This window comes from Pseudomonas sp. ADAK7, assembly GCF_012935675.1.
Taxonomy (GTDB): domain Bacteria; phylum Pseudomonadota; class Gammaproteobacteria; order Pseudomonadales; family Pseudomonadaceae; genus Aquipseudomonas.
Genome location: NZ_CP052861.1, coordinates 6,284,222 through 6,309,468, shown reverse-complemented (window position 1 = coordinate 6,309,468; position 25,247 = coordinate 6,284,222). Strand labels below are relative to the sequence as shown.

General features: G+C 61.3%; 21 protein-coding genes, 4 tRNA genes and 1 pseudogene. 8 read left to right on the top strand and 18 right to left on the bottom strand.

Translation table 11 applies throughout. The annotated features are described in order from the left end of the window. Positions 1 to 80: 80 nt before the first annotated feature. From HKK53_RS29015 to HKK53_RS29000, 4 genes are all read right to left on the bottom strand, one after another. Positions 81 to 156: transfer RNA gene (locus tag HKK53_RS29015), tRNA-Gly, on the bottom strand. Between the two features lie 3 nt (positions 157 to 159). Beyond that, positions 160 to 235, bottom strand: a tRNA-Glu gene (locus HKK53_RS29010). 105 nt (positions 236 to 340) lie between these two features. After that, a tRNA-Gly gene (locus tag HKK53_RS29005) sits at positions 341 to 416 on the bottom strand. Positions 417 to 419: 3 nt separating this feature from the next. After that, positions 420 to 495, bottom strand: a tRNA-Glu gene (locus tag HKK53_RS29000). Positions 496 to 887: 392 nt separating this feature from the next. On the opposite strand from HKK53_RS29000, the gene HKK53_RS28995 reads away from it, so the two are divergent. Further along, a complete protein-coding gene (locus HKK53_RS28995) occupies positions 888 to 1,646 on the top strand; it encodes a hypothetical protein (RefSeq protein WP_178117470.1) in 759 nt (252 codons plus the stop codon). Positions 1,647 to 2,268: 622 nt separating this feature from the next. Here the strand turns inward: HKK53_RS28995 and HKK53_RS33120 are convergent. The 4 genes and pseudogenes from HKK53_RS33120 to HKK53_RS28980 form a co-directional block, all read right to left on the bottom strand. Further along, positions 2,269 to 3,132: a methyl-accepting chemotaxis protein gene (locus HKK53_RS33120; protein ID WP_375538749.1), complete on the bottom strand. Its 864-nt coding sequence runs from the start codon at positions 3,130 to 3,132 to the stop codon at positions 2,269 to 2,271. After that, a pseudogene (locus HKK53_RS33115) lies at positions 3,130 to 3,354 on the bottom strand (HAMP domain-containing protein); the annotation flags it as partial. The gene HKK53_RS33120 and the pseudogene HKK53_RS33115, both read right to left, overlap by 3 nt. 990 nt (positions 3,355 to 4,344) lie before the next feature. Then, positions 4,345 to 5,748 (bottom strand): aminotransferase-like domain-containing protein, encoded by a 1,404-nt coding sequence (locus tag HKK53_RS28985; protein WP_169373587.1) that lies wholly within the window; start codon positions 5,746 to 5,748, stop codon positions 4,345 to 4,347. A 185-nt stretch (positions 5,749 to 5,933) separates the two neighbouring features. After that, positions 5,934 to 6,695, bottom strand: a complete 762-nt coding sequence (locus HKK53_RS28980) for an SDR family oxidoreductase (RefSeq protein ID WP_169373586.1) — start codon at positions 6,693 to 6,695, stop codon at positions 5,934 to 5,936. 234 nt (positions 6,696 to 6,929) lie between these two features. Here HKK53_RS28980 and HKK53_RS28975 point away from each other — a divergent pair, with 234 nt between their 5' ends. Further along, positions 6,930 to 7,934, top strand: coding sequence for an NADP-dependent oxidoreductase (locus HKK53_RS28975; protein ID WP_169373585.1), 1,005 nt, complete (start codon positions 6,930 to 6,932; stop codon positions 7,932 to 7,934). Between the two features lie 85 nt (positions 7,935 to 8,019). Here the strand turns inward: HKK53_RS28975 and pyrF are convergent, their stop codons facing one another. Beyond that, positions 8,020 to 8,718 carry an orotidine-5'-phosphate decarboxylase gene (pyrF, locus tag HKK53_RS28970; protein ID WP_169373584.1) on the bottom strand — a complete coding sequence of 233 codons (699 nt, stop codon included), beginning with the start codon at positions 8,716 to 8,718 and terminating at the stop codon, positions 8,020 to 8,022. Positions 8,719 to 9,011: 293 nt separating this feature from the next. Here pyrF and HKK53_RS28965 point away from each other — a divergent pair, with 293 nt between their 5' ends. The 3 genes from HKK53_RS28965 to xopAW all read left to right on the top strand — a co-directional run bounded on the left by HKK53_RS28965 (position 9,012) and on the right by xopAW (position 11,572). Next, a complete protein-coding gene (locus HKK53_RS28965; protein ID WP_169373583.1) occupies positions 9,012 to 9,770 on the top strand; it encodes a response regulator in 759 nt (252 codons plus the stop codon). Beyond that, positions 9,770 to 10,819, top strand: coding sequence for a sensor histidine kinase (locus HKK53_RS28960; protein ID WP_169373582.1), 1,050 nt, complete (start codon positions 9,770 to 9,772; stop codon positions 10,817 to 10,819). The genes HKK53_RS28965 and HKK53_RS28960 overlap by 1 nt, the downstream gene beginning before the upstream one ends. Positions 10,820 to 10,936: 117 nt before the next feature. Further along, positions 10,937 to 11,572: an EF-hand domain-containing protein gene (xopAW, locus tag HKK53_RS28955; protein WP_169373581.1), complete on the top strand. Its 636-nt coding sequence runs from the start codon at positions 10,937 to 10,939 to the stop codon at positions 11,570 to 11,572. Positions 11,573 to 11,779: 207 nt separating this feature from the next. Here the strand turns inward: xopAW and HKK53_RS28950 are convergent, their stop codons facing one another. The 9 genes from HKK53_RS28950 to HKK53_RS28910 form a co-directional block, all read right to left on the bottom strand. Beyond that, on the bottom strand, positions 11,780 to 12,832 hold the full coding sequence (locus tag HKK53_RS28950) for an AI-2E family transporter (RefSeq protein WP_169373580.1): 1,053 nt from the start codon (positions 12,830 to 12,832) through the stop codon (positions 11,780 to 11,782). A 69-nt stretch (positions 12,833 to 12,901) separates the two neighbouring features. Next, positions 12,902 to 13,720: a DUF4892 domain-containing protein gene (locus HKK53_RS28945; RefSeq protein WP_169373579.1), complete on the bottom strand. Its 819-nt coding sequence runs from the start codon at positions 13,718 to 13,720 to the stop codon at positions 12,902 to 12,904. 115 nt (positions 13,721 to 13,835) lie between these two features. Next, positions 13,836 to 14,690, bottom strand: coding sequence for an alpha/beta hydrolase (locus tag HKK53_RS28940; RefSeq protein WP_169373578.1), 855 nt, complete (start codon positions 14,688 to 14,690; stop codon positions 13,836 to 13,838). After that, a complete protein-coding gene (locus HKK53_RS28935) occupies positions 14,687 to 15,493 on the bottom strand; it encodes an alpha/beta fold hydrolase (protein ID WP_169373577.1) in 807 nt (268 codons plus the stop codon). The genes HKK53_RS28940 and HKK53_RS28935 overlap by 4 nt, the downstream gene beginning before the upstream one ends. Positions 15,494 to 15,757: 264 nt before the next feature. Next, positions 15,758 to 16,201 carry a hotdog fold thioesterase gene (locus HKK53_RS28930; RefSeq protein ID WP_169373576.1) on the bottom strand — a complete coding sequence of 148 codons (444 nt, stop codon included), beginning with the start codon at positions 16,199 to 16,201 and terminating at the stop codon, positions 15,758 to 15,760. A gap of 32 nt (positions 16,202 to 16,233) precedes the next feature. Then, positions 16,234 to 17,901, bottom strand: coding sequence for an AMP-binding protein (locus HKK53_RS28925; protein ID WP_169373575.1), 1,668 nt, complete (start codon positions 17,899 to 17,901; stop codon positions 16,234 to 16,236). A gap of 137 nt (positions 17,902 to 18,038) precedes the next feature. Continuing rightward, entirely contained in the window at positions 18,039 to 18,491 is a 453-nt protein-coding gene (gene sixA, locus HKK53_RS28920; RefSeq protein ID WP_133840463.1) for a phosphohistidine phosphatase SixA, read from the bottom strand. Continuing rightward, a complete protein-coding gene (locus HKK53_RS28915) occupies positions 18,488 to 18,835 on the bottom strand; it encodes a DUF4389 domain-containing protein (protein ID WP_123510001.1) in 348 nt (115 codons plus the stop codon). Before HKK53_RS28915 ends, sixA begins: the two co-directional genes overlap by 4 nt. 29 nt (positions 18,836 to 18,864) lie before the next feature. Next, complete coding sequence (locus HKK53_RS28910) at positions 18,865 to 19,890, bottom strand: NAD(P)H-dependent glycerol-3-phosphate dehydrogenase (protein ID WP_149662114.1); 1,026 nt, start codon at positions 19,888 to 19,890, stop codon at positions 18,865 to 18,867. Between the two features lie 196 nt (positions 19,891 to 20,086). Here HKK53_RS28910 and HKK53_RS28905 point away from each other — a divergent pair, with 196 nt between their 5' ends. From HKK53_RS28905 to HKK53_RS28895, 3 genes are read left to right on the top strand one after another with little or no spacing between them, the layout of a single operon-like run. Next, complete coding sequence (locus HKK53_RS28905) at positions 20,087 to 22,210, top strand: TonB-dependent receptor plug domain-containing protein (RefSeq protein ID WP_169373574.1); 2,124 nt, start codon at positions 20,087 to 20,089, stop codon at positions 22,208 to 22,210. Next, positions 22,211 to 23,140: an ABC transporter substrate-binding protein gene (locus HKK53_RS28900; protein ID WP_169373573.1), complete on the top strand. Its 930-nt coding sequence runs from the start codon at positions 22,211 to 22,213 to the stop codon at positions 23,138 to 23,140. Beyond that, positions 23,137 to 25,041: an ATP-binding protein gene (locus HKK53_RS28895; RefSeq protein ID WP_169373572.1), complete on the top strand. Its 1,905-nt coding sequence runs from the start codon at positions 23,137 to 23,139 to the stop codon at positions 25,039 to 25,041. Before HKK53_RS28900 ends, HKK53_RS28895 begins: the two co-directional genes overlap by 4 nt. The last annotated feature ends 206 nt before the right edge of the window (positions 25,042 to 25,247 follow it).

Below are 25,247 nucleotides of genomic sequence, written 5' to 3'. Positions count from 1 at the left end.
GGGTCCGAATCCTTGAGGTTTCAACAAAAAACGCACAAACAAAAACGCCGCTCATCACTGAGCGGCGTTTTTGTTGAATATGGAGCGGGAAACGAGACTCGAACTCGCGACCCCGACCTTGGCAAGGTCGTGCTCTACCAACTGAGCTATTCCCGCAAATGGCGTCCCCTAGGGGACTCGAACCCCTGTTACCGCCGTGAAAGGGCGGTGTCCTAGGCCACTAGACGAAGGGGACACGCTAACTGAAACACATGGTGTGTATTTCAGTGCCCAAATCCGCATCCGAAGATGTCGGTTCTGGTTTCACTCAGCCTTGCCCGAAAGCAACGCTGTTTAAAATTGGAGCGGGAAACGAGACTCGAACTCGCGACCCCGACCTTGGCAAGGTCGTGCTCTACCAACTGAGCTATTCCCGCATATGGCGTCCCCTAGGGGACTCGAACCCCTGTTACCGCCGTGAAAGGGCGGTGTCCTAGGCCACTAGACGAAGGGGACACACGTACAACATTCACTCCCTACCGCGTTTCGCTGTGTGCTTTACGCTGTAAGTGGCGCGCATTCTATGGATGGATTGAGGGGTCGTCAACCCCCTGATATAAATTTATTTAAATCAATGACTTCGCCCTGCTTTGAGCGGCGAATCGGGGTTTTCCGTCGCCCGGTGTTTGACGCCTATATTCCGGCACCCGCCAAGGCGCTATAGTCCACCCACGCCACAATGATGGCAATGTGCACCATGCACGCTGTTACTTATATAAGCAGGGTTACGGCCGATATAAGAAGAGTCGTGGCCGATTCAACTCGTCGAGCGGCCCTATGCGCCTTCCTGCCAAGCCACTACACTCGCACGCGAACCCTATAAAGAGGTCTTACCGGTGACACCACTCATGATCACCCTGCTAGTCGTAGCCGGGATCGCACTATTGATCGCCATTGGCTACATGAACCATGTGGTGGAAAACAATAAGCTGGAAAAGGCCCGTACCAAGGTTGAACTCAACGACCGCCTGCGCCGCTGCGGCGAAATCACCGAGACCTTCCCCGGTCAGTTGATGACACCTGCACTCAAGCTGTTGTTGACCCGTCTGGAGCTGAACGTCTGCCAGCGCCTGCTGCACCTGGAAAAAACCAACGCTTCGGTCAAGGCCCGCATCGCCGAACTGAACACCCTGGTCGCCCAGGGCGAATCGATCCCGGTCAACAACCCGCCGGCACCGATCCAGACCGAAGCCAAGGCCAAGGACGTGCGCTTCCTGCTCGAAGCCCTGCACGGCCAGATCACCCGCGCCGCCCAGGACGGCTTCCTGCCGACCAACGAAGCCAAGCGCTGGATCCGCGAAGTCCGCCACATCCTGGTCCTGCTGCACATCGAGTTCTTCAACAACCTCGGCCAGCACTCCCTGCAACAAAACCAGCCCGGCCAGGCCCGCCTGGCATTCGAACGCGGTGTGCAATACCTGCGCAAGCAACAGGAACCGCAGCTCTACGCCGAACAACTCGAATACCTGGAAAAACTCCTGGCCCGCGCCAACGCCCAAGTCATGGACCAAACCGCCCCGGCAGAAGGCGAAGTCAACCAATTGACCGAAGGGTTGAAGGACGTCGAGGCTGATGCCGACTGGAAAAAGAAAGCGATTTACGACTGATTGAACCAGTCAGGGAAGAAGCCACCGAGAGGTGGTTTTTTTTTTGCTTTGGATTTGGTGGGGGGAGATCAAAAGATCGCAGCCTTCGGCGGCGTCTACGGGGATTGGTACATCCGATGGTAATGGGGTGGCTGTCAGGCCGCCTTCGCGGGCAAGCCTTGCTCCTACAGAGTTTTGGGGGCATCGAGGTAATGCGGTAGACACAAAACCTGTAGGAGCGAGGCTTGCCCGCGAAGAACGGTAACGCCGTCAACCGCAACAACAGAGCGGCGTACACCACTCATTAGGCCGAGCGTTAGCTCGCCTGCTTTTGATCTACCCGCCCCTTCGGGAGGCCGAGTGGAGGTTCTGCGTAGTGGGCAGCCCGGCATGGATGCCGGGCTAGCCGCCCCCGGCCATGGATGGCCGATGGCGGCGGGCCCACGGAGCAGGACCGGAGCGAGGGAACGCCGAGCCTCAGCGAGGGGCCGGACGCCGGGGCGAGGCCTTTTGGTTACTTTTGGGGCGTTTGCCAAAAGTGACCCGCTGTAAGAGCGGAACCGTAAGTGGCCGTAACCGCAGCAACGGATATGTACTCAACCAACAAGAACCTGGTCGGCCCAAAGGCCGCCAAGGAAAAGCGTCAAAGCCGAAAGTGCCCAACCATCCCCTTCAACTCAATCCCCAACTGCGCCAACTCAATACTGGAAGCCGCATTCCCCTGCATCGCCAACGAAGACTGATCCGCACTCGCCCGAATACTCGTCACACTGCGATTAATCTCCTCAGCCACCGAACTCTGCTCCTCAGCCGCCGCCGCAATCTGCTGATTCATCTGCTGAATCAACGACACCGCCGCCGCAATACTCCCCAACGCACTCTCGGTCTGCAGCGCATCACTCACCGCCAACTTCACCAACTCACCACTGTTCTGAATCTGCTGCACCGACGACTGCGCCGCCGAGCGCAAGGCACTGACCAGCCGCTCAATCTCCTCGGTCGACTGCTGAGTACGCTTGGCCAACGCCCGCACTTCATCGGCCACCACCGCAAAACCCCTGCCCTGCTCGCCCGCCCGCGCAGCCTCGATAGCCGCATTAAGCGCCAACAAATTAGTCTGCTCAGCCACGCTCTTGATCACACTGAGCACCGTGCCAATATTCTGGATCTCCGCACTCAGACTCTCGATACTCGAACTGGCCGAAGTCGCCGAATCCGCCAGTTGCTCGATACGCGCCATGCTCTGGCGCACCACCTGCTGACCGCTCTCGACCTTGTCATCCGCCGTCTGCGCCGCCGTAGCGGCCTCTTCGGCATTACGCGCCACGTCGTGCACCGTGGCGGTCATCTGATTCATCGCCGTGGCGACCTGCTCGGTTTCTTCCTTCTGACTGCTGACCTCCAGATTGGTCTGCTCGGTCACCGCCGATAGCGACTGCGCAGAACTGGCCAACTGCTCGATACCTGCCTGCAAACCACTGACAATACTGCTCAGCCCGGCGCCCATCTGTTGCATCGCCAGCATCAACTGGCCGATTTCATCGCGACGGGTCACTTCCACCGTGGCACTCAAATCACCGGCGGCAATCTGCTGGGCAACACGGATCACGCTGCGCAACGGTGCGACGATCAACCGGGTAATCACCCACGCGGCGATCAGCCCGACCAACAACGCCAGCGCCGAAGAGCCAATGATCAACAACGAATTCTTTTTCAGCTCGACCTGCATCGCCCCGTCTTCGGCCCCATAGGCCTGGTCCACCCGCTCCACCACCTGGCCGGCGCGCTGGTGCAGTTGTTCGTAGACAGTTTTTTCCTGGGCCAGCAGCCCGGTGTATTCGGTGAGCTTCTCGCTGAAGCTGGCAATATGACCGGACACCTCATTGAGGACGGTCTGATAGCCCTCATCCTTGACCGTGGTTTTCAGCTGTTCGGCCTGGGTCAGCGCCTGGTCGGCCTGCTCGATCTTGCCCTTGCCGGCGCTGTCGTCATCCCCCTTGCGACTCTGGTCGAGGCGTACCCGGGCCTCGTTCATGGCCTGCAACATCAACCGCGAGACCTGGCTGACCTGATTGGCCTGTTCGATGAATTGCGCACCGTCCTTGCCTTCGGACTCCTTCAAGGCGTAGGCGCCATCGTCGGCGAGGCCCGCCTGCAACACATCGAGGTTATTGGCCACGCTGGACACCGACCAACTGGCCATTTCCAGGGCCAGGTCCTTGGCCTGGGTCAGCGAGACAAATTCGTCGAAGGCCTTGCGATAGGCGCCAAGCGACAGCTCGACATCATTCATGACCGGCACGTTGGCCGCCGATTGCGCCTTCAACTGAGTCGACAGGGCTATCAGCCCATCAACCCCCTGACGCAGCGCATCGGCGGTTTTCGGGTTGCCGTGCAAGGCGTATTCCTGCTCCAGCAAGCGCACTTTGAGCAAACCGCTGTTGAGCGACGACATTTGCTTAAGCCCGTCGAAGCGATGACTGATGGTTTGCAGGGACCATACGCCAATGGCTGCCACCAAGGCGGTCAACAACAGCACCAGGACAAACCCGATGCCCAGTTTCTTTGCCATACCGAGGTTGGCAAAACGTCCTTGCACGGCCGAAATCATTGCTCGTAGTCCCCTGCCATAGTCTGTAGATGGAGATTCGCAACGGGCCTGTGCCAGCACAAGTCTCTGGCGTCGGAATAATGGCAAAAAGCTACGTCCACGTCGTTTTCAGAACGCTTTAGGTCGATCCGAAGCGGTGGCCTGGAAAAACCGCCGGGCCCGCGGATCGCAGGCATACGCCACATTGATGCGCTGCCAGTCATTGACCTCACCGGTCGGGCTGAAGGCCGTCGGGGAGGACAGCAGGACGCCGAAACGTCGGGCCTGTGCTCGCACCTGAGCGTAGTCGGACATTGGCGATCGCGCCCAGATAAACAAGCCTCCGCAGGGCTTGCCGAACACCTCCCATTCGGCATCCTCAAGCGCCTGCAATGCCGCAGTCCTGTCTACGTTCAGGCGCTGGCGCTGGCGCTGTACCAGTTTGCGATAGGCGCCGGTGGCCAACAGGTTGGCCAGCACCGACTCGCAGAACCGCGATCCGCCCATGCTGCTGATCATCTTGACCTCGGCCAGTCGGGCAATGAGCCCGGCGCTGGCCACCACAAACCCCACGCGCAATGAGCTGCTGAGGGTTTTCGAGAAACTGCCGACGTAAATCACCCGGGCCTCGTCATCCAGCGCGGCGAGGCGCGTGCCGGGACCTTTGTGCATATCGGCATAAACGTCGTCTTCGATGACCAGCACGTCATAAGCCTTGCTCAGTTGCAGGACCTGCTGCGCTACCGCCGGTGTCACACAGCTTCCCGTGGGGTTGTGGTGGTAGCTATTGATAAACATCGCCCGCGGGTTGTGCTTGATCAGCAAACGCTCCAGCACCTGCGTGTCGGGACCTTGCGCGGTACGTGGCACCTCGAGCATGCGCAGCCCGCGCAACCTGAGCAGATCGAACAGTTGAGAAAAACCGGGGCTTTCCACCACCACGCAATCGCCTGGCTTTAGCAGCGTGCGCACGATCAGGTCCAGCCCCTGGCTGGCGCCAGCCGTGGTCAGGATGCAACTTTCGTGCGTCTCGATATTGAGTGGTTTCAAGCGCTTGAGGATCTGCTGGCGCAAGGCGAGCAAGCCCAGCGGCGTGCTGTAATTGAACAGCCCCGCCATGTCGGTGCGGGCCACCTGGCGGATCGAATAGCTGAGGTCGTCCGTCTCGCGCCAGCTTTCGGGCAAGCCACCACACCCCAGCATCAGTTCACCCGACAGGTTCTCGGCGAACCCCGTTTGCAGCACCTCTGCGCCTTCGAAACGAGGGAGATCACCCGTGGGCGACACAACCGGCGCCGACGCGGCGACAAAGAACCCCGAACCGGGACGCGATGCCAGGATCCCCTGGGCGACCAGGCGCTCACAGGCTTCAACGACACTGGACTGACTGAGCAAATTGATTCGCGCGATGTGTCGCACGGAAGGCAAGCGTGTGGCGGGCGGTACCTCGCCTTGACGGATCCAACTCGCCATTGCGTCGACGATTTGCTGTACGACCGGCACCATTGCCTGTCGGTCAATTCTCAATTCCATGAGTAAGCAAACTCCTGTCCATTTTGCTGCGAGCAGTTAATCACAGGAGCGCTCGCCAGGCTGTGCGACAACGCCGCCAAAACCGCCGGTTCTAACCATTTGAAACACATTCCCCGGCGTGTTCACGGAACCATAAAAAAACCCGCACAGGTTGCGGGTCTTTTCCTACAAGGACGTTCCGGATTTCAGAAGGCGGTGACCCCGCCATCCACCGCCAGGGAATGCCCGGTGGTGAACGCTGCACCGTCACTGCACAGGTACAACACGGCGCTGGCGATTTCCTCGACTTTGCCGATGCGCCCGACCGGGTGCATCGCATTGGCGAACTCGGCCTTCTTCGGGTCGGCCTCATAGGCACGACGGAACATGTCGGTGTCGATCACCGCTGGGCACACTGCGTTCACGCGGATCTTTTTCTTCGCGTATTCGATCGCGGCCGACTTGGTCAGGCCGATCACCGCGTGCTTGGAAGCCGCATAAATGCTCATTTTCGGCGCCGCGCCGAGGCCAGCTACCGACGCGGTGTTAACGATCGCACCGCCGCCCTGGGCCAGCAGCAACGGCAGTTGATACTTCATGCACAGCCAGACGCCTTTGACGTTGACGCCCATGATCGCGTCGAACTCATCGATCGAGCCGTCGGCAAGTTTGCCTTTTTCGATTTCGATGCCGGCGTTATTGAAGGCATAGTCAAGACGGCCGTAGGTATTGATCACCTCGTCCATCAGATGTTTTACCTCGGCCTCGACAGTAACGTTGCAGCGCACGAAGGTCGCTTCGCCGCCCGCCGTACGAATCAGCGCCACCGTGCCCTCGCCCCCCGCGGTGTCCAGATCGGCCACCACCACCTTCAAGCCTTCGGCCGCGAAGGCTTGGGCGGTGGCGCGGCCAATGCCATTGGCTGCGCCGGTCACAACAGCTACCTGGCCGGAAAACGTCATGCTCATTATTAGGTCCTCGAAGAGAAGATGCGGGGGATCGCGTGCTTGCAGTCTAGCCACGGCGCCTGGCGCACGGCAGCACTATCAAAAGGCCGGTTGAGCGCCCATGCGTCACAGTGATAGAGGCGCCCGATCAACTATCACTGCACTGGATCGACCTGCATTCGCCGCATCAGCCAACCTTGCGGCATCCGCCATGAAGGTCTATCAACAAAGCTTCATTCATCTTGAGTGCCTGTCATGACTACCCAGACCAATCGCCAATTCCTGCTCGCCAAACGTCCGGTGGGTGCGGCGACCCGCGAAACGTTCACCTTTCAAGAAGTACCGGTCGGCGAGCCGGCGGCGGGTCAGATCCTGGTCAAGAACGAATACTTGTCCCTGGACCCGGCCATGCGTGGCTGGATGAACGAGGGCAAGTCCTACATCCCGCCGGTCGGCATCGGCGAGGTGATGCGCGCCTTGGGCGTAGGCAAAGTCGTGGCGTCAAACAACCCTGGGTTTGCGGTCGGCGACTACGTCAATGGCGCCCTGGGCGTGCAGGATTATTACCTCGGCGAGCCGCGGGGCTTCTACAAGGTCGATCCGAAACTGGCACCACTGCCGCGCTACTTGTCCGCGTTGGGCATGACCGGGATGACCGCTTACTTCGCCCTGCTCGACGTTGGCGCGCCGAAGGCTGGCGACACCGTGGTGCTGTCGGGCGCGGCCGGTGCGGTGGGCAGCATTGCCGGGCAGATCGCCAAGATTAAAGGCTGCCGCGTGATCGGCATTGCCGGCGGTGCGGACAAGTGCAAATTCCTGGTGGATGAACTGGGTTTTGACGGGGTCATCGACTACAAAAACGAAGACGTTTCGGCCGGACTGAAGCGCGAATGCCCGAAAGGCGTGGACGTGTATTTCGATAACGTCGGCGGCGATATCCTCGACGCGGTGTTGAGTCGCCTGGCCCTGAAGGCGCGCGTGGTGATTTGTGGCGCGATCAGCCAGTACAACAACAAGGAAGCGGTCAAAGGCCCGGCCAACTACCTGTCACTGCTGGTCAACCGCGCACGGATGGAAGGCTTTGTGGTGATGGACTACGCCGCGCAATTCGCCGCTGCCGGGCAGGAAATGGCCGGCTGGATGGCCAAGGGGCAGTTGCAGAGCCGGGAAGATATCGTCGACGGACTGGAGACGTTCCCGGAGACGCTGATGAAATTGTTCAGCGGCGAGAATTTCGGGAAGTTGGTGTTGAAGGTTTAAAGCGACAGATCAAAAGATCACAGCCTTCGCCAGCTCCTACAGGGGATCGCGTTTCCCTGTAGGGGCTGGCGCAGCCTGCGATCTTTTAAGCGATTTCGGCTACAACCGCTGCCAACGCCTTGGCCGGATCCGCCGCCTGGCTGATCGGGCGGCCGATCACCAGATAGTCGGAACCGGCATCCAATGCCTGACGCGGGGTCAGGATGCGGCGCTGATCATCCTGGGCGCTGCCCGCCGGGCGAATCCCCGGGGTCACCAGTTGCAGCGACGGATGGGCCGTTTTCAGGGCCTGGGCTTCCAGGGCCGAGCACACCAGACCATCCATCCCGGCTTTTTCCGCCAGCGCGGCCAGGCGCAGCACTTGCTCCTGGGGCTCGATATCCAGACCAATACCCGCCAGATCTTCACGCTCCATGCTGGTCAGTACGGTCACGCCAATCAACAACGGCTTGGGGCCGGTACGCTGGTCGAGCACTTCACGGCATGCCGCCATCATGCGCAGACCGCCGGAGCAGTGCACGTTGACCATCCACACGCCCATTTCCGCCGCCGCTTTCACGGCCATGGCGGTGGTGTTCGGGATGTCGTGGAACTTGAGGTCCAGGAACACTTCGAAACCCTTGTCACGCAGGGTGCCGACGATTTCCGCGGCGCAACTGGTGAACAGTTCCTTGCCGACTTTGACCCGGCACAGTTGCGGGTCCAACTGGTCGGCCAGCTTCAGTGCGGCGTCACGGGTGGGGAAATCCAGGGCGACGATGATAGGAGTCTGGCAGACGGACATGTGCGGGCTCTCAGGCAGGACGAAATCGGCGCGCATTGTAGCGGAACCAGCGCCGCTGCGGGACCCGATGATCGGTAAATCGTCCCGCAACCTCCAGCAAGCCTAGACCCTGCGCCAATTGTGTCGAGCCCGATACACACCGGACACGCCCCCAACAAAGGCCGACGCTACCCTCGGCAGCCGCAACACGTCCTTACAGCACTTCCCGCCTTCGGGCCGGACGCCTATGCTGAAGCCACAACCTCGCAGCCCATCTTTGTGGTTGGCAGCCTACCTGGCAGATGAACCCACGCATGCACAGCACTCAAGCCCCTGTGAACGACGATCAAAAAGCGCCCGCTGACGACAAACGCTGGAGCATTCGCGCCCTGATTGTCGACGATGACGTCCCGATCCGCGAATTGATGATCGACTACCTGGCCCGGTTCAATATCCACGCCAGCGGCGTCACCGATGGCGCAGCGATGCGCCAGGCGCTGCAGGCGGAACATTTCGACGTGGTGGTGCTCGACCTCATGCTGCCCGGCGAGGACGGTTTGTCCCTGTGCCGCTGGCTGCGCGCCGAATCGGACATCCCGATCCTGATGCTCACCGCGCGCTGCGAACCCACCGACCGGATCATCGGCCTGGAATTGGGCGCCGACGACTACATGGCCAAGCCGTTCGAACCGCGGGAACTGGTGGCGCGGATTCAGACGATTCTGCGGCGGGTGCGCGACGATCGCACCGAACAGCGGGCGAATATTCGCTTCGACAACTGGCGCCTGAACAGCGTGTTGCGCCAGTTGATCGCCGCCGATGGCCTGGTGGTGCCGCTGTCCAACGCGGAATTCCGCTTGCTCTGGGTATTTATCGAGCGTCCGCGCCGGGTGCTCAGCCGCGAACAATTGCTCGATGCCGCCCGTGGTCGCTCGATCGAAGCCTTTGATCGCAGCATCGACTTGCTGGTGTCGCGCCTGCGGCAGAAGCTTGGCGACGACCCGAAAAACCCACAGCTGATCAAGACCGTTCGCGGTGAGGGTTACCTGTTCGACGCCCGAGACATCGGCTGATGCGTGCGCGCTTCGATACGCTGTTCGGCCGCCTGTTTGGCGTGCTGCTGATCGCGATCATCCTGGCGCACCTGCTGGCGTTTTTCTGGTTTCACCATTACGGCCCGCCGCCCCCTCCGCCACCGCCCGGGTTTTCCGAGAGCTTCGACGGCCAGCGTCCACCGCTGGACCCACGTTTCGCCAATCGGCCGCCTCGACCGTGGTTCGGCGGGCCGTTGGTGCCGCTGACCTTTCAGTTCGTCTCGCTGATCATCGCCGCCTGGTACGGCGCCAAATTGCTGAGCCGACCGATCCAGCGCCTGAGCGATGCCGCCGAGCGCTTGAGCGAAAACCTCGACAGCCCGCCGCTGGACGAATCCGGGCCACGGGAAGCGCGGCAAGCGGCCCACACCTTCAACAAGATGCAGCGGCGGATTATCGAACAGGTACAGCAGCGTTCGCGGATGCTCGGCGCGGTGTCCCATGACCTGCGCACGCCGCTGTCGCGGCTCAAGCTGCGCCTGGAACAGATTGATGACGACAAGCTGCAAGGCCAGATGCGCCAGGATCTGGACGACATGATCCACATGCTCGATGCCACGCTCACCTACCTGCACGAACATCGCACCAGTGAAGCCCCGCAATGGATGGACGTGCAGGCGCTGGTCGAGTCCCTGAGCGAAAACGCCCAGGACCAGGGGTCGGACGTCCAGGCCAGCGGACATTGCGCGCCGCTGCAAGTGCAGCCGATGGCCTTGCGCTCGTGCATCAACAACCTGATCGACAATGCCCTGCGTTATGCCGGGGAGGCATTGATTACCCTCGAAGACAGTCGAGGGCATCTGGTGATTCGGGTAATCGATCACGGCCCGGGGATTGCCGCGGACAAGCGTGAAGCAGTGTTCGAACCGTTCTTCCGGCTGGAAGGTTCGCGCAACCGCAACTCCGGTGGCGTCGGCCTCGGCATGACCATCGCCCGGGAGGCGGCGGAACGCCTGGGCGGGCAATTGAGCCTGGAAGAAACCCCCGGTGGCGGCCTCACTGCCGTCATCCGCCTACCCCGCACCTGATCCCACCGGCTTCGTGTGTACCGAACGGTACAAACGCCACATACCCACGACAACTTGCCCCTTGAGGCTGCATAAGCCGGTGCACTCACCGGTTTTCCGTCCAAAGGAGTGAGCCCAATGATCGGTAGCGTCAGCAGCAACTACACGAGCTATACCAGCGCGAGCACCAGCAGCACGTCGGCCAACGCCGCCCGCCGTGCACAACTCCAGAAAGAACTGTTCACCAAACTCGACAGCAATAGCGATGGCTCGGTGAGTCAGGACGAGCTGAAAACCGCCCAGTCGGATAAACCCGATAATCGCCTGTTGGCGGACCTGAGCAAGAACTTCACCGACCTCGACAGCGATGACAGCGGCAGCCTGAGCAGCGAAGAAATGGCGGCAATGGCCCCACCGCCACCGCCTCAGGACCAGGCACCGAACACCGACCTGGCCGACGCGCTGCTTGGTGCTTTGGACGCGGACGGCGATGGCAACCTCAGCAGCGATGAACTGAGCAACGGCCTGAGCGCCGCCGGCAGCACGGCCGATAGCAAGGAAATCTTCTCGGCTTTGGACAAAAACGAGGACGGCACTGTTAGCAGCGACGAACTCAAAGACGCCCTGCAGGCGGGCCGTGAAAAAAACAGCGACACCTCCACCCTCCATTCGAACGTCAGCGAAGCCATCAACAAAATGATCGCCAACCTGAGCAAGCAGTATTCACTCGATAACGTGGCCAGCACGGGTAAGTACTTGAACGTCTCGACCTGAGGCAAAAGCTTCGCGGGCAAGCCTCGCTCCTACAGATTATGTGTTGCCCGCGAATTTTCCGAACGACGCATGACCTGTAGGAGCAAGGCTTGCCCGCGATGAGGCCATCACAGACACAAAAAACCCACTGACCGCTATGGATTCAGTGGGTTTTTCATTGCCTGTCAGGACGCTATCGCGAGCAAGCTTTGCTCCTACAGAGCAAGATCAGCGGCGGTCTTCGACGCGTGCCTGGCTTTTGCTCCAGTCGGTCAACAAGCTGTAAGCCACCGCCAACAACGTCGGCCCGATGAACAAGCCGATAAACCCGAACGCAATCAATCCGCCAAACACCCCCAGCAACACAATCACCAACGGCAGATTGCCGCCGCGGCTGATCAGGTACGGCTTGAGCACGTTGTCCACGCCGCTGATGATGAACGTGCCCCAGATCCCGAGGAACACCGCCATCCCGTACTCGCCCTTCCACGCCAGCCAGGCCGTGGCCGGAATCCAGATCAGCGGCGGGCCCATCGGGATCAGGCTCAACATGAACGTCACGATCCCCAGCACCAACGCCCCAGGCACCCCGGCAATCAGGAACCCGATCAATGCCAGCACGGCCTGGGCCGCCGCCGTGCCGATCACCCCGTTCACCACCCGTTGCACAGTGCCGGCGACGAGTTCGATGTAATACCCGGCGCGGTCGCCGATCAGGCGGGACAGCAAGCTATGGACAAACGCCGCCAGCCGCGGCCCGTCACGGTAGAAAAAGAACACGAAGACAATGCTCAATGTCAGCTCAAGAATGCCGCCGCCAATTTGCGCACTGCGCGCCAGCAACCAGTTGCCGACCTGCCCGAGATAAGGCTTGATCGCGACCATCATCGCCGCGCCCTGCTCATCGATGCTGTTCCAGATCCCCACCAGCCGTTCGCCGACCAGGGGAATGCTCCCCAGCCAGACCGGCGCTTCCGGCAAGCCATCGACTTGCACATCCTTGATGAACACCGTGGCATCGCGCACGTGATCCGCCAGGTTGAACCCCAACCACACCAGCGGCACCGCCACCAGCAACATCCAGCCCAGGGTCAGCAACGCTGCCGCCAGCGATTCACGGCCGTTGAGCCAGCGGGTCAGCAGGCGCATCAGCGGCCAACTGGCAAACGCCAGCACCGCGCCCCAGAACAATGCTGACCAGAACGGCGCCATCACCCAGAAGCTCGCGCCAAACAGCACCAGGAGCAGTATCTGCACCAACAGCCGATCGTTATTGATCATCGAAATCTCGAAAATAGTCAGACAGCAGAAGATTAGGCGAACGTGAGGATCACGTTCGCCTGATGCAGCTTATCGCAACAGTTCGAAGTGCAGGCCAGAGCCTTCGGCGCTGCCGGTTTCCATGCGCGCCGCGCGTACGCCCTGGGCGATCAGCGATTGGCGCCAGGCTTCGGCCTTGGCCCCGGAAACACTGACTCGCAGCGTGGTGTCCAGGTTCAATCCCCGGGAAATCAAGCGCAACCAGGTATCGTCGGGATCGGCACTCAGTTTCGGGAAATCGAGTTCACCAGTGCTTTTTAGCTGGCGCAGCAAGGTCGCGGAGGTTGGCAGCAAATCCCCCAGCGGCGCGGCGGATTCAAACTGCTCGACGTGCAGGTAGGCTTTGCGATTTCCGCGGGTGATGCTGTAGAGCGCCACCAGCGAATTGTCCTTCGGTGCCGCCAGCCGCAACAGCAGATAGGCCTGCTGCTCGTCCGCGCCATAGAGCTTGGAGTTGCCGAAGACCTCATTGGCCCACAGGCTGCTTTCCCCGCAATCACGGGCCTGGCACCAGAACAACAGTTCCGCGCCCTGCTTCTGCAAGGCTTCGCGCGCGGCGGTAAACGCTTCGGTGGAGGAATGCTCCGGTGGCAACTCGTAGGTCACCGACGTGGTTTGACCACGGGCGCTGACTTGCCCGTCGAAGCGCAACTGGCCGCTGATCTTGCGGATCGAGCCCAGCGGATAGATCCGCTCAAGCTCCACGGTCGGGCGATAGTCGACAATCTGCGCATCGGCCAGGCGCGGCACGATCGGCAGGTCCTGGCTGCCCGGAACATCGGCAGCCAATAACATCGGACTGAAATAACACAACGCCAACAGGCTGAGTGAACGCTTAGGCAGGCTCATCGGATCGGCATGGCCTGGGCGACCCTGAGGCCATTCGGGGTCGCAGCGGTGTAGAGATCGATCATGGTTGTCTCCCTTTTCAACCCGCCCAGCCTCGACAGTTGCCCGTCGCAAGTCAAGGAACGGCGAAGAACCGATTGAAACAGTCTGCGACAAGGTCGGCGCCGGGCTCGTCATTCAGGTGCAAATGATGGCCACCAGGCAGCTGTTCACGGCTAAAGGGTAGACGTTCCAGCAATTCGGGATGTTTGGCGAGCATGCCGTCAGCCGCCACCACCAGCCGCGTAGGACAAGTGATGCGCTGGACGAAGGCCATCGCCTGTTCCTGGGTCAGACGCAGCGGCGAAGGCAGCGTCAAGCGGCTGTCGGTACGCCAGGTGTAACCGCCGGGCACCGGCATCAGGCCCCGTTGCGCCAACAGCTCGGCGGCTTCGCGACTGACCGCCACCAGGCCTTTCATCCGCGCTTCGACAGCGCGATCAAGGGTGGCGTAGACCGGTTTGCGCTTCTCCCGCAGATCCAGTTGCGCTTGCAGGGCCATGCCCATGCGTTCGGCCGCATTTTCGCCTTTGTCTGTAGGAGGGATGACACCGTCGATGAGGGCCAGATGGGTGACCCGCTCCGGCATCGACCCGGCGACGATCAAGGAAGCAATCGCGCCCATGGAGTGTCCCAGCAACGCAAATCTCTTGAGTCCAAGCTGTTCGGCGACTTGCAGCACGTCATGGGCGTAATCCCACATCGCGTAACCGGCGCCGGCCGGACGATGCCCGGAGTGACCGTGGCCGGCCATGTCCAGGGCAATAATCCGCAGGCCTTTGAGCTTGGGCGCCAACCGGGCAAAGCTGTTGGCGTTGTCCAGCCAACCGTGCAAGGCGATCACCGGCAAGCCATCCTCGGGACCCGACAGGTGCGCCGCCAACTCGATGTGCGGCAGGCTCAGACGCACTTCTTCGACGACGCTGCTCATGCGCAATCCCGCTGACGGCGACCTTCCCAGCGGCTGAACAGGTTCTTCAGCAACGTGGCGGTGTCTTGGGGACGCTCAAGGGGAAACATGTGGCCGCCGGGCATGGTCAATGACTCGCCGAACGGCATGCGCCCGACGGAGCTGGCGTGATGGCGCATGACCACGCGGCTATTATTCCCGCGCACCACCGCCAGCGGCACTTTCAGTTGCCGTGCGCGGCCGGGGCTGGTGTGCGGTACGCCGCGGTAGATGCTGATTTCCGTGGCCGGATCGAAACGCAGGCGCAGCTTGTCGCCGACCTTGTGCAAACCGTGTTGCAGGTAGGCGTCGAAGCATTCCGGATCGAAACCGCGAAACAGGGTTTTGCCGGCGAAATAGCGGCGGGCGCTGTCCAGATCGGCAAACTCTTCGCGCCGGCCCAGGGTGCGCCCGGCGGGAGTCAGGCGATCAATGAAACCGAAACGCTTGGCGGCGAGGATCACCCATTGATCGGCGCGGGTCAGCACTGGCGAATCGAGCATCACCACGCCGCGATACAACTCGGGGCAACGCAGCGCCGCATGCAGGTGCAGCACGCCGCCAAAGGAATGGCCGACGCCCCAGACCGGTTCCGGTTGACGTTTCAGGTGATGGATCAACTCGTCCACCAGGTTGCGCCAGTTGTCATCGGCCGGGAAACGCGGGTCGTGGGCGTGCTGCTCCAGATGCGTCACCTGATATTCAGGCGCCAACGCCGTGAACAACTTGCCGTAGGTCCCCGAAGGAAAGCCATTGGCGTGGGCGAAAAAGATCTGCTGCGACATACCGGTCAATCCATGGGCGAGAAACGTGGGGGTGATTGTCCGTAAGAGCGGGGACTACGGCAATGACCGTAACTGACAGGAATGATGACAGTCTGGCCATGGCGATCATGGAGATCCATGTAGCAGCTGGCGAAGCCTGCGTCCGCCTGCGAAGCAGTCGTAAAACCTGAATACGCAGTGCATCAGACACACCGAGCAGCCTGGATTGGCGACTGCTTCGCAGCCGGACGCAGGCTTCGCCAGCTGCTACATGATGGAGTCACGTTAACGGGCCGGCGGATTCTCCCCCAACGGCACCACCGCCATGGTCAACCGCGACACACAACTGGCCTTGCCCTCATCGCTGGTCAAGCGAATATCCCAGACATGGGTGGTGCGGCCGATATGGATCGCCCTGGCCACCGCAGTCACCCGCCCGCTGCGCAAGCCGCGTAAGTGGTTGGCGTTGATTTCCAGGCCCACGCAGTAGAACTTGCTGGCATCGATGCACAAATAACTGGCCATCGAACCAACGGTTTCGGCCAGCACCACCGAGGCGCCGCCATGCAGCAAGCCGTAAGGCTGATGAGTGCGATGGTCGATGACCATGCTCGCGCTCAGGGACTTGTCGTCGCAGGCTTCGAAGCGGATATCCAGCACTTCGCCGATGGTGTTTTTCTGGATCGCGTTCAATTGTTCAATGTTGGGAGCGGTACGCCACAGACTCATCGCTGACTTCCTTTATTGAGGTTGTTCGTCACTCAATCCTGCCACAGCACCGCTTCATTGCGCTCGCTCCATTCTTCGAAGCGCGCCCCGTACGCGGCTTCGATCACGTTGCGCTTGATCTTCAGGGTCGGCGTCAGAAAGCCGTTTTCCACCGCCCAGCTGTCCTTGACCACCACCAGCCGGCGCAAGCGCTCATGCTTGTCGAGGGCGCCGTTGACCTCTTCCAGGAGTTTTTCCAGGCTCGAATGCAAGGCGTTGCGCGCCGAACTGGCGGCATCCTGCAAACCCACCGCCGACAGCACGCACAACCCAAGCGGCGCGCTCAGACCATCGCCCACCACGCAAACCTGTTCGATCCGCGAATGCACCGCCAGACGATTCTCGATCGGCGCCGGAGCCACGTATTTGCCTTTACTTGTCTTGAAGATTTCCTTCAGGCGCCCGGTCAGGCGCAGGTTGCCTTCTGCGTCTTGCTCGCCCTTGTCACCGGTGCACAGGAAGCCGTCCTCGGTGATCGTATCGGCGGTTTTCTCCGGTTCCTTGAAATAGCCGAGCATGGTCGCGCCGCTACGCACCATGACCTCCCCCGTGTCGGCGATCCGCACTTCAACCTCCGGGCAAGGCTTGCCGATCCAGCCCGGTTTGTCATCGCCCGGCCGGCCGATGTGCGAGTAACCGCAGCTTTCGGTCATGCCATACACCTCCAGCACGTCCAGCCCGAGCTTGCGGTACCACAGCAACAAGGTCTGCGGCACCGGCGCGGCACCGGACAAGGCAATGCGCAACGCATCGAGCCCCAGTCCAGCGAGGACTTTGTGCCCGACTCGCCTGCCGATGATCGGCAGCACGAGCAGGAAGTCGAGGCGCTTTGCCGGGATCTTGCTGTACACGCCCATCTGGAATTTGGTCCAGATGCGCGGCACGCCGAACATGGCGGTCGGCCGTGCTCGCTGTAGATCGGTGAGGAAGGTGTCGAGGCTTTCGGCAAAGAACACGGTTTGCCCGGTATAGATCGACGCCAGTTCGACGAACATCCGTTCGGCAACGTGGCACAGCGGCAGATAAGACAGCAGCCGATCCGACTCGTTAAGGCCGAACAGCTGCGTGCCGCGAGTGGTGGCGAAGCCGAGGTTGCCGAAGCTGTGCATCACACCTTTGGGCAGGCCGGTGGTGCCGGAGGTGTAGATGATGGTCGCCAACTGCTCGGCGGCGGGTTTCGGGTCGTCCTGGATCGGCGAGCTTTTCTGCAAGTCGTCCCAGCTGAAATTGAAGGTGCCGGGGGGATGCAACGGCAGGCTGATGGTTGGCAGGTCGGGGCTGACGCCTCGCGACATGCCGGGCCAGTCATCGAGCTTGCCGATGAACGCCAGCGCGGCTTCCGAGTGTTCCAGCACCTGGGCCACGGATTCAGCGGTAAGGTTGGGGTACAGCGGCACCGAGACATGCCCGGCCATCCAGATCGCCAGGTCGGCAATGATCCAGTGCGCACAGTTTTTCGAGATCAGGGCGATGTGGCTGCCTTGGGGCAGTTCCCGGGCGCGCAGCCAATGGGCGGCGCAACGGGCCTGGTGGCCGACGTCGGCCCAACTCAGCGTCTCGACCTGCCCACCGCCCAGCGGCTGGACTAGAAAACGCTGGCGGGGATGGCGGGCTTCACGCTCGTAGAACACGTCCAGCGGCAAACGAAAAGCAGCAGACATGCGACTTGCTCCTTTGTTTTTGGTCTGGAGCAAGCGTAGTCAACCGAGCAAGTGCTTGGTTGATTATTTGTTGGTCATTACAGACGTGTAGGAGCGAGGCTTGCCCGCTCCTACAAAAGCAAAACGCAGCTTAGCCGCTACGGGTGTTTGATGCCGTTGAGCTTCATGCCCCCGGCCAACGGCAAGTCGCCTTCCAGCTCAGCCAGCCCGGCGGTTTTCACCGCTTCCGGATCTTGCACATGTCCGTGCTGCAGGTAACCCAGCAAGTTGCCCACCAGCGGGTTATGGCTGACCAGCAGCGCATGATCGACCGACACCAACTGCTCGGCCACCGCTTGCGGCCGGTTGTCCGGAGTCAGCCATTCGACAGTGCGAATCTCCGGCGCAAACCCCAGCGCTTCACGGACCAGTTGCGCCGTCTCCTGCGCACGCAGGTAAGGACTGGCATAAATGGCCGTAATCGGCCGACCGATCAACTCGGCGGCCGTGCGCAGCACTTCTTCACGACCGTGGGCCGTCAGCGCCCGTTCGGAGTCTGGACGCGTGCCGTGTGGCTCGGCTTCACCATGACGTAATACCCAGAGTTTCATAGCTTAGGCTCCTCATCTCGGGCCGGATGCGGCGCAGGCGCTACAACGTGTGGCGCTTCACCTTCCGGTGTACGCGGCGTCGGCCAATCGGCGAACGGCCAAGGCTTCTGGTCGCTGTGGAACGTGCCGAAACGACCGATCTGCGCCAGGAACTGGCTCAGGCTGTCGCCGAAGTTCATCAGGCTGGCGCTCGGGGCGCCATAGATCAAACGATAGATCAACTGCACCAGCACCACCGCGCCGAGGATGAATTGCGCCACTTGCCAGACCAGCAAGAAAACGATCATCCACAATACTCGCAGCAGAATGGATTCGTACTTGGCTTCTGTTTTCGGATCGTTCATGTCCCGCTCCCTGCCCGTAGATAAAGCAATCAGTTGAAACCGCTGGTGGAGATAAAGTCGACGTCGGTCTTCGGCTCGGCCCGCATTAACAGTTCGATCACCTGCTCAAGCGTGCGCCCTTCAAACAAAATCGCATGCAGCCCGGCGACCAGCGGCATGTACACCCCCGCTTCCTGGGACTTGGCCTTAAGCACTTTGAGCGTGTTCACGCCTTCAGCGACTTCGCCCAGGCGCGTCACCGCGTCTTCCAGGCTCAGGCCCTGGCCGAGGGCGAACCCGACCTGGTAGTTGCGGCTTTTCGGCGACGAGCAGGTGACGATCAAGTCGCCGACGCCCGCCAGGCCGAGGAAGGTCATCGGGTTGGCGCCCTGATTCACCGCGAAGCGGGTCATTTCCGCCAGCGCCCGGGTAATCAGCATGCTCTTGGTGTTTTCGCCCATGCCCAGCGCCACGGCCATGCCGGCGATGATGGCGTAGACGTTTTTCAACGCACCGCCCAACTCCACGCCGAAACGGTCGGCACTGGCGTAGACGCGGAAGGTGCGCCCGTGCAGCGCTTCCTGCACCCGCGCGCACAGTTCTTCGTCTTCGCTGGCGACCACCGTGGCCGTCAGGGCGTGTTCGGCGATTTCACGGGCCAGGTTCGGCCCGGACAACACACCGATGCGCGCTTGCGGCGCGATCTCTTCGAGAATCTCGCTCATCAGCTTGAACGTGTGGGCTTCGATGCCTTTGGTCAGGCTGACCAGCAGTTTGCCGCTCAGGCGTTCGGCGTAAGGCACCAGTACCGCGCGCAACGCACTGGACGGCAGTGCGACGAAGCACAAGTCGCAGGCGTCGAGGGTGGCTGGCAGGTCCGTGACCGCCGTAACGCCCGGCAGGATCTTGATGCCTTTGAGGTAACGCGGGTTCTCGCGATTGACGCGAATGGCCTCGGCCTGTTCGGGGTCGCGCATCCACTGCAGGACCTGATGGCCATTCTCGGCCAGCAGATTTGCCACGGCGGTACCAAAACTTCCGCCTCCCAGGACCGCGATTGGGCGCTGTTCAGTCATATGCAATCCGTTAATCCATACCAGTGGCGATGCCGGCATTATACGGAGCGGCCCAGTGGCGGCCAGCCCCCGCGTCAATTACCGACACTTGTAGGAAGAAGACCAACAAAACCGAGGAAAATGCCGACAACGTGAATGGAAAAGTCCTTGTGCTCGGTTAACATGCGCGCCACTTAATCGCTCACAAGGCTGTGTCGTGTCTTTTGGCCCCTCCTCACCTCGCTCGTCGCTGGTCCTGGCGCTGCTTTTCAGCCCGGTTTTGCTGGCCGACGATCTGTTCCTCGACAGCGATCCGCTGCCGCAAGTGCTGACGGCGACGCGACTCAAGCAATCGCCGGCCGCCGTGCCGGGGAGCATGACGGTGATCGACAGCGAATTGATCAACGCCAGCGGCGCGCGGGACATCAGCGAATTGCTGCGCCTGGTGCCGGGGATGATGGTCGGCAACATCAATGGCAATCAGGCGGCAGTGAACTATCACGGCACCAATGCCAGCGAAGCGCGGCGCATGCAGGTGTTGATCGACGGTCGCTCGGTGTACCGCGCCGGCCTCGCCACGGTGGACTGGAGCGATATTCCGGTGGCGATGGAAGACATCGAGCGCATCGAAGTCTTTCGCGGCCCCAACACCGTCAGTTATGGCGCCAACGCGCTGATGGCGGTGGTCAACATCATCACCCGCAACCCGGCGGACAGCCACGGCACGCGGCTGAAAGTCACCCGTGGCCAGCGCGGCATCAATGATTTCTACGCCAGCCAGGGCACCGGCTGGGACGGCGGCGACTTGCGCCTGTCGCTCTCCGGCCAGCAGGACGATGGCTTCGACTCGGACCGCACCGGCGCCGATTACCGTGACAGTCGGCGCCTGAACCGCTTCAACCTCGCAGTCAGCCAGACGCTCAACGAGAACCAAAGCATCGACTGGCAATTGAACGCCAAGGACGGGGCCAACCAGCGGCCGTATACCTACCGCCCGGTGTTTTCGGGGATTACCGCCGCCGGGAACAATTCCGACGTGATCGCCAAGGATTACGCCGGCTCCCTGCGCTGGAACCTGGACATCAATCCCGATCACAGCCTGTATATCCAGGGCTCGGCGCAACACTGGGATCGCCAGCAGACTTGGCGCGCCTGTGATGCCGAAGTGTCGTTCAGCCCTGAGCTGGCCGACCTGTGGCAACTCAACCCGAATTATGCCGAACGCCTGGCGCGCAACATGGAGCGCTACACCGGCCCCGGCGCCCCGGCAGGTACTGCGGCAGAACAAGCGCTGGGCAATCAGGTGCTGGCGCAATGGAAAAACGGCGCGAAGCAAACCCTGTGCGGCGACATCGACCAGAGCGCCCGGGAATCGCGCTACGACCTCGAACTGCAAGACACCTTGAGCCTGTCCGATAGTCTGCGACTGGTCAGCGGCATGAACTATCGTTACGACCGGGCAGACTCCGAGACCTATTTCAATGGCACGCTCGACGACACCACTTGGCGTACGTTCGGCCAACTCGAGTGGCGCGCCAGCGAACACTGGTTGCTCCAGGGCGGTGCCATGTTCGAAGACACGCAGTTGACCGGCAGTTCGCTGACCCCGCGAGTGGCGGTCAATTACCTGATCAACCCGCGCCACGGCTTGCGCGCGGTGTATTCCGAGGCGATCCGCTCGCCGGACATGTTCGAGAACAATGTGAACTGGAGCTATCAGGTGACCAACCTGCGGCCCAGCGCTTATGGCCAGTCCAGCGCTCGCTACTTCGTCAAGACTCGCGGGCCGGGCGACCTCGACAAAGAACGCATGCGCTCCCGGGAACTGGGCTACAACGGCTTCTTCGCCGAGCTCGGGCTGGCGGTGGATGTGAAGCTGTTCTACGACGAAATCACCGGCATGATCAGCGAGCCACTGCGCAATAACCAGTACATCGCCAGCAACGCCAACGGCTCACGCTTCACCGGCACCGAAACCCAGCTCGACTGGCACGTCAGCCGCGCCGATCGCCTGCGCCTGACCTACGCCTACGTCGATGCCAAGGCCAGCAACCCGCTGGACCAGCAGCAGACCGCGCGCAACAGCGGTTCCGCCGGCTGGTTGCGCAACTGGGGCCGAGGCTGGAACAGCGCGCTCTTCTACTATGGGGACGACGCCCTCAACGGCTACCGCTTCGAACGGCTCGACACGCGCATCGCCAAACACATAGGCCTGGGCAAGGCCAGCCTGGAGCTGGCCGGCGTGCTGCAACAACGCCTCGATAACCAGCCCACCACCTTCATCGACAACAATTACGACGAGCGCCGGGTGTTCTACTTCAGCGCGGAGCTGGCGTTTTAGATGCAGCCTCAGTCACGGAAGACGCCAAGCCTTGGCCACTTGTTGGCCGTGGTGTGGCTGGTGCTCGGCGGGCTGTTTTGCAGTCTGCCGGCCCATGCCCTGGAGATTCTGCTGACCGGCGCCGAAGACAGCCCCGGCGTGCAATCTTTCACCCAAGCCCTGAACGAGTTGCGCCCCACCGACAGCGTGCGTTTCCAGCCGCTGGCCAGCCTGCCGGCACCGAGTAAATTGCCCAGTGGCACGCGCTTGATCCTGCTTGACCTGCCGAGTCTCGACTGGCGCCTGCAAGACAGCCAGGGCCCGGCGACGCTGGTGCTGCGCATCAGCCGCCTGCAAGCGCGGCAACGTCTGAGTAATGTGTTGCCCACCCACCTGAGCCTGTTGTGGAGCGATCCGCCCCTGGAGCGGCAATTGCGCCTGACTCGATTGATCCTGCCCCAGGTGCGCCGGGTCGGCGTGCTGTATGACCGGCACAGCGAATTCCTCTTGAAAGAACTGCGTCAGGCCGCCCTGCCCTTGGGCCTGGAGATCGTCGCCGAACCTTGGGACAACACCAACGACAGTCGCCCGTTGCTGACGCTGCTGAAAAACAGCGACGTGCTGCTGGGCCTTGATGACCCCGACCTGTTCAACCCGAAGACCGCGAAAAACCTGCTGCTCAGCAGCTATGCACGACAGATGGCGCTGATTGGCCCCCATGCCGGTTTCGTCAAGGCGGGAAGCCTGGCCAGTACCTACAGCGACCAAAGCGACTGGCTGGCGATTCTCGACGAATTGCTCGACCGGCCACCAGCCACTTGGCCGCGCACGCTCTACCCCAGGCACTTCAAAGTCTTAAGCAATCCACAAGTGGCTCGTTCATTAGGTATTGAACAGATGAATGAAGCATCTGTCGCAACACAGTTGGCTGAAGGAGAACGCCGCCCATGACCTTCCGACGCCGTTGGGACATCAACACCCGGACCCAGATCATCAGCCTCGGCCCTGCCCTGCTGCTGACCTTGCTGCTGATCAGTTTCTTCACCTTCGTACGGATCCAGGACCTGCGCCAGGAGCTCAACCACACCGGTCAACTGATCGCCAACCAACTGGCACCGGCTACCGAGTACGGGGTGATCTCCGGCAACAACGACGTGTTGGAAAGCCTGCTCAAGGCCACGCTCGCCACGCCCAATGTGCGTTTCCTCGAAGTGCAGGACAGCGCCAACCGGATTCTGGTGTACGTCGAACAGCCGTCGGAATCCCACAACCGCTCGCAGCAGGTCGAAGTGTTCCAGGCGCCGGTGCGGCTGCAACGGATTGCGCTGAACAATGACTTCTTCCAGAACACCCGGACCTCGGTCAGTGCGCCGAGCGAGGATTACCTGGGGCGGGTGATCGTCGGCCTGTCCAACGACGCTTTCAGCCAGCGCCAACAAGAGATTCTGTTCAAGGCCGGGATCCTCGCGCTGTTCGCCTTGCTGTTCACCTTCCTGCTGGCCCGACGCCTGGCGGGCAGTCTGTCGCAACCAATCCGCGACATCGGCAACGCGGTCAAGGCAATCCAGAAAGGCGACTACACCACGCCGCTGCCAATCGTCGATGACACTGAGCTGGGGGCTTTATCGCAACACATCAATAACCTTGCCGAGGGTCTCGAAAAAGCCAGCCGCGAACAGCAGCAAGCGATGTCGCAGTTGATCCAGACCCGCGAGGAAGCGGAAAAGGCCAACAACGCCAAATCCGACTTCCTGGCGATGATGAGCCACGAACTGCGCACGCCGATGAATGGCGTGCTGGGCATGCTGCAACTGCTGGAAACTACCGACATGACCGAGGAGCAGGTCGAATACGCGGCGCTGGCCTCGGAGTCCACCGAACACCTGCTCAAGGTGATCAACGACATTCTCGACTTCTCGCGCATCGAGCGTTCGGAACTGGAGCTGGAGCACATTCCGTTTAACCTCGCGGACCTGATCGGCAGTTGCGCCCAGTCCTTCCAGCACAGCGCGGTGCAACGCAAGCTCGACCTTGAGCTACTGATCCCCGACGACATGCGCGCCTTGCAGGTCCAGGGCGATCCGACGCGGATCCGGCAGATCCTGGTCAATCTGATCGGCAACGCGCTGAAGTTCACCGAACAGGGCCGCGTGACCATCGAGCCGCAATGGCAATCCCTGGATCACGAACTGCTGTGGTTCACCTGCACCGTGCGCGACAGCGGCATCGGCATTTCGGCCGAAAGCCTGGAATTGATGTTCAACGCGTTCCAGCAAGCCGACAGTTCCATTTCAAGACGTTACGGCGGCACCGGCCTCGGTTTGCCGATTGCCCGCACCCTGGCCGAGCGCATGGGCGGTACGTTGCGCGCCCAGAGCGAAGAAGGTCGCGGTTCGGTGTTCACCCTGGAAATCCCCCTCGCCCTTTATAAGCAGGCGATGCCAGAACTGCCGGCGCCACGGGTGGCGACCGGCAATGGCAACGGTGAAGGACGCAATGTGTTGCTGGTGGAGGACAACCCGGTCAACCAGACGGTCATCGAAGCCATGTTGCGCAGCCTGGGCTTTACGGTCAGCGTCGCCACCGATGGCGCGCAGGCGGTGCGCAGTGCCGAGAGTCTGATTTTCGAGGCGATTCTGATGGACTGCCGGTTACCAATCATCGACGGCTATGAAGCGACCCGCCAGATTCGCCAATTGCCCGGCTGCCTGGACTTGCCGATCATCGCCCTGACGGCCAACGCCTTGCAGGGTGATCGCGAAGCGTGTCTGTCGGCGGGCATGAACGATTACCTGGCCAAGCCCTTCAAACGGACTGATCTGCAGCAAATTCTGCAGCGTTGGGTGCAGTAGTGCTGTCCTTTCGGCTATCTGCGACTGGCGTGAAAGGCGAAAGTGCGGCAGTCTTAGGCACCCGAACAGGCCCGAAAAGGGGCTTGAATAATAATTTCAGTGCACAAGTGTACATTCATGTCCTTGGTGCTGTGACTTTCACCACAACGCAATAGTCTATGAGTAGGCTGTCGACTCGAGGCATGAACGCTTCGATCGGCCGGGAA

Coding starts and splice junctions, on each gene's coding strand:
- HKK53_RS28995 (WP_178117470.1), top strand. CDS start 888: ATGATCACCCTGCTAGTCGTAGCCGGGATCGCACTATTGATCGCCATT.
- HKK53_RS33120 (WP_375538749.1), bottom strand. CDS start 3,132: ATGGGCGCCGGGCTGAGCAGTATTGTCAGTGGTTTGCAGGCAGGTATC.
- HKK53_RS28985 (WP_169373587.1), bottom strand. CDS start 5,748: ATGGAATTGAGAATTGACCGACAGGCAATGGTGCCGGTCGTACAGCAA.
- HKK53_RS28980 (WP_169373586.1), bottom strand. CDS start 6,695: ATGAGCATGACGTTTTCCGGCCAGGTAGCTGTTGTGACCGGCGCAGCC.
- HKK53_RS28975 (WP_169373585.1), top strand. CDS start 6,930: ATGACTACCCAGACCAATCGCCAATTCCTGCTCGCCAAACGTCCGGTG.
- pyrF (WP_169373584.1), bottom strand. CDS start 8,718: ATGTCCGTCTGCCAGACTCCTATCATCGTCGCCCTGGATTTCCCCACC.
- HKK53_RS28965 (WP_169373583.1), top strand. CDS start 9,012: ATGCACAGCACTCAAGCCCCTGTGAACGACGATCAAAAAGCGCCCGCT.
- HKK53_RS28960 (WP_169373582.1), top strand. CDS start 9,770: ATGCGTGCGCGCTTCGATACGCTGTTCGGCCGCCTGTTTGGCGTGCTG.
- xopAW (WP_169373581.1), top strand. CDS start 10,937: ATGATCGGTAGCGTCAGCAGCAACTACACGAGCTATACCAGCGCGAGC.
- HKK53_RS28950 (WP_169373580.1), bottom strand. CDS start 12,832: ATGATCAATAACGATCGGCTGTTGGTGCAGATACTGCTCCTGGTGCTG.
- HKK53_RS28945 (WP_169373579.1), bottom strand. CDS start 13,720: ATGAGCCTGCCTAAGCGTTCACTCAGCCTGTTGGCGTTGTGTTATTTC.
- HKK53_RS28940 (WP_169373578.1), bottom strand. CDS start 14,690: ATGAGCAGCGTCGTCGAAGAAGTGCGTCTGAGCCTGCCGCACATCGAG.
- HKK53_RS28935 (WP_169373577.1), bottom strand. CDS start 15,493: ATGTCGCAGCAGATCTTTTTCGCCCACGCCAATGGCTTTCCTTCGGGG.
- HKK53_RS28930 (WP_169373576.1), bottom strand. CDS start 16,201: ATGAGTCTGTGGCGTACCGCTCCCAACATTGAACAATTGAACGCGATC.
- HKK53_RS28925 (WP_169373575.1), bottom strand. CDS start 17,901: ATGTCTGCTGCTTTTCGTTTGCCGCTGGACGTGTTCTACGAGCGTGAA.
- sixA (WP_133840463.1), bottom strand. CDS start 18,491: ATGAAACTCTGGGTATTACGTCATGGTGAAGCCGAGCCACACGGCACG.
- HKK53_RS28915 (WP_123510001.1), bottom strand. CDS start 18,835: ATGAACGATCCGAAAACAGAAGCCAAGTACGAATCCATTCTGCTGCGA.
- HKK53_RS28910 (WP_149662114.1), bottom strand. CDS start 19,890: ATGACTGAACAGCGCCCAATCGCGGTCCTGGGAGGCGGAAGTTTTGGT.
- HKK53_RS28900 (WP_169373573.1), top strand. CDS start 22,211: ATGCAGCCTCAGTCACGGAAGACGCCAAGCCTTGGCCACTTGTTGGCC.
- HKK53_RS28895 (WP_169373572.1), top strand. CDS start 23,137: ATGACCTTCCGACGCCGTTGGGACATCAACACCCGGACCCAGATCATC.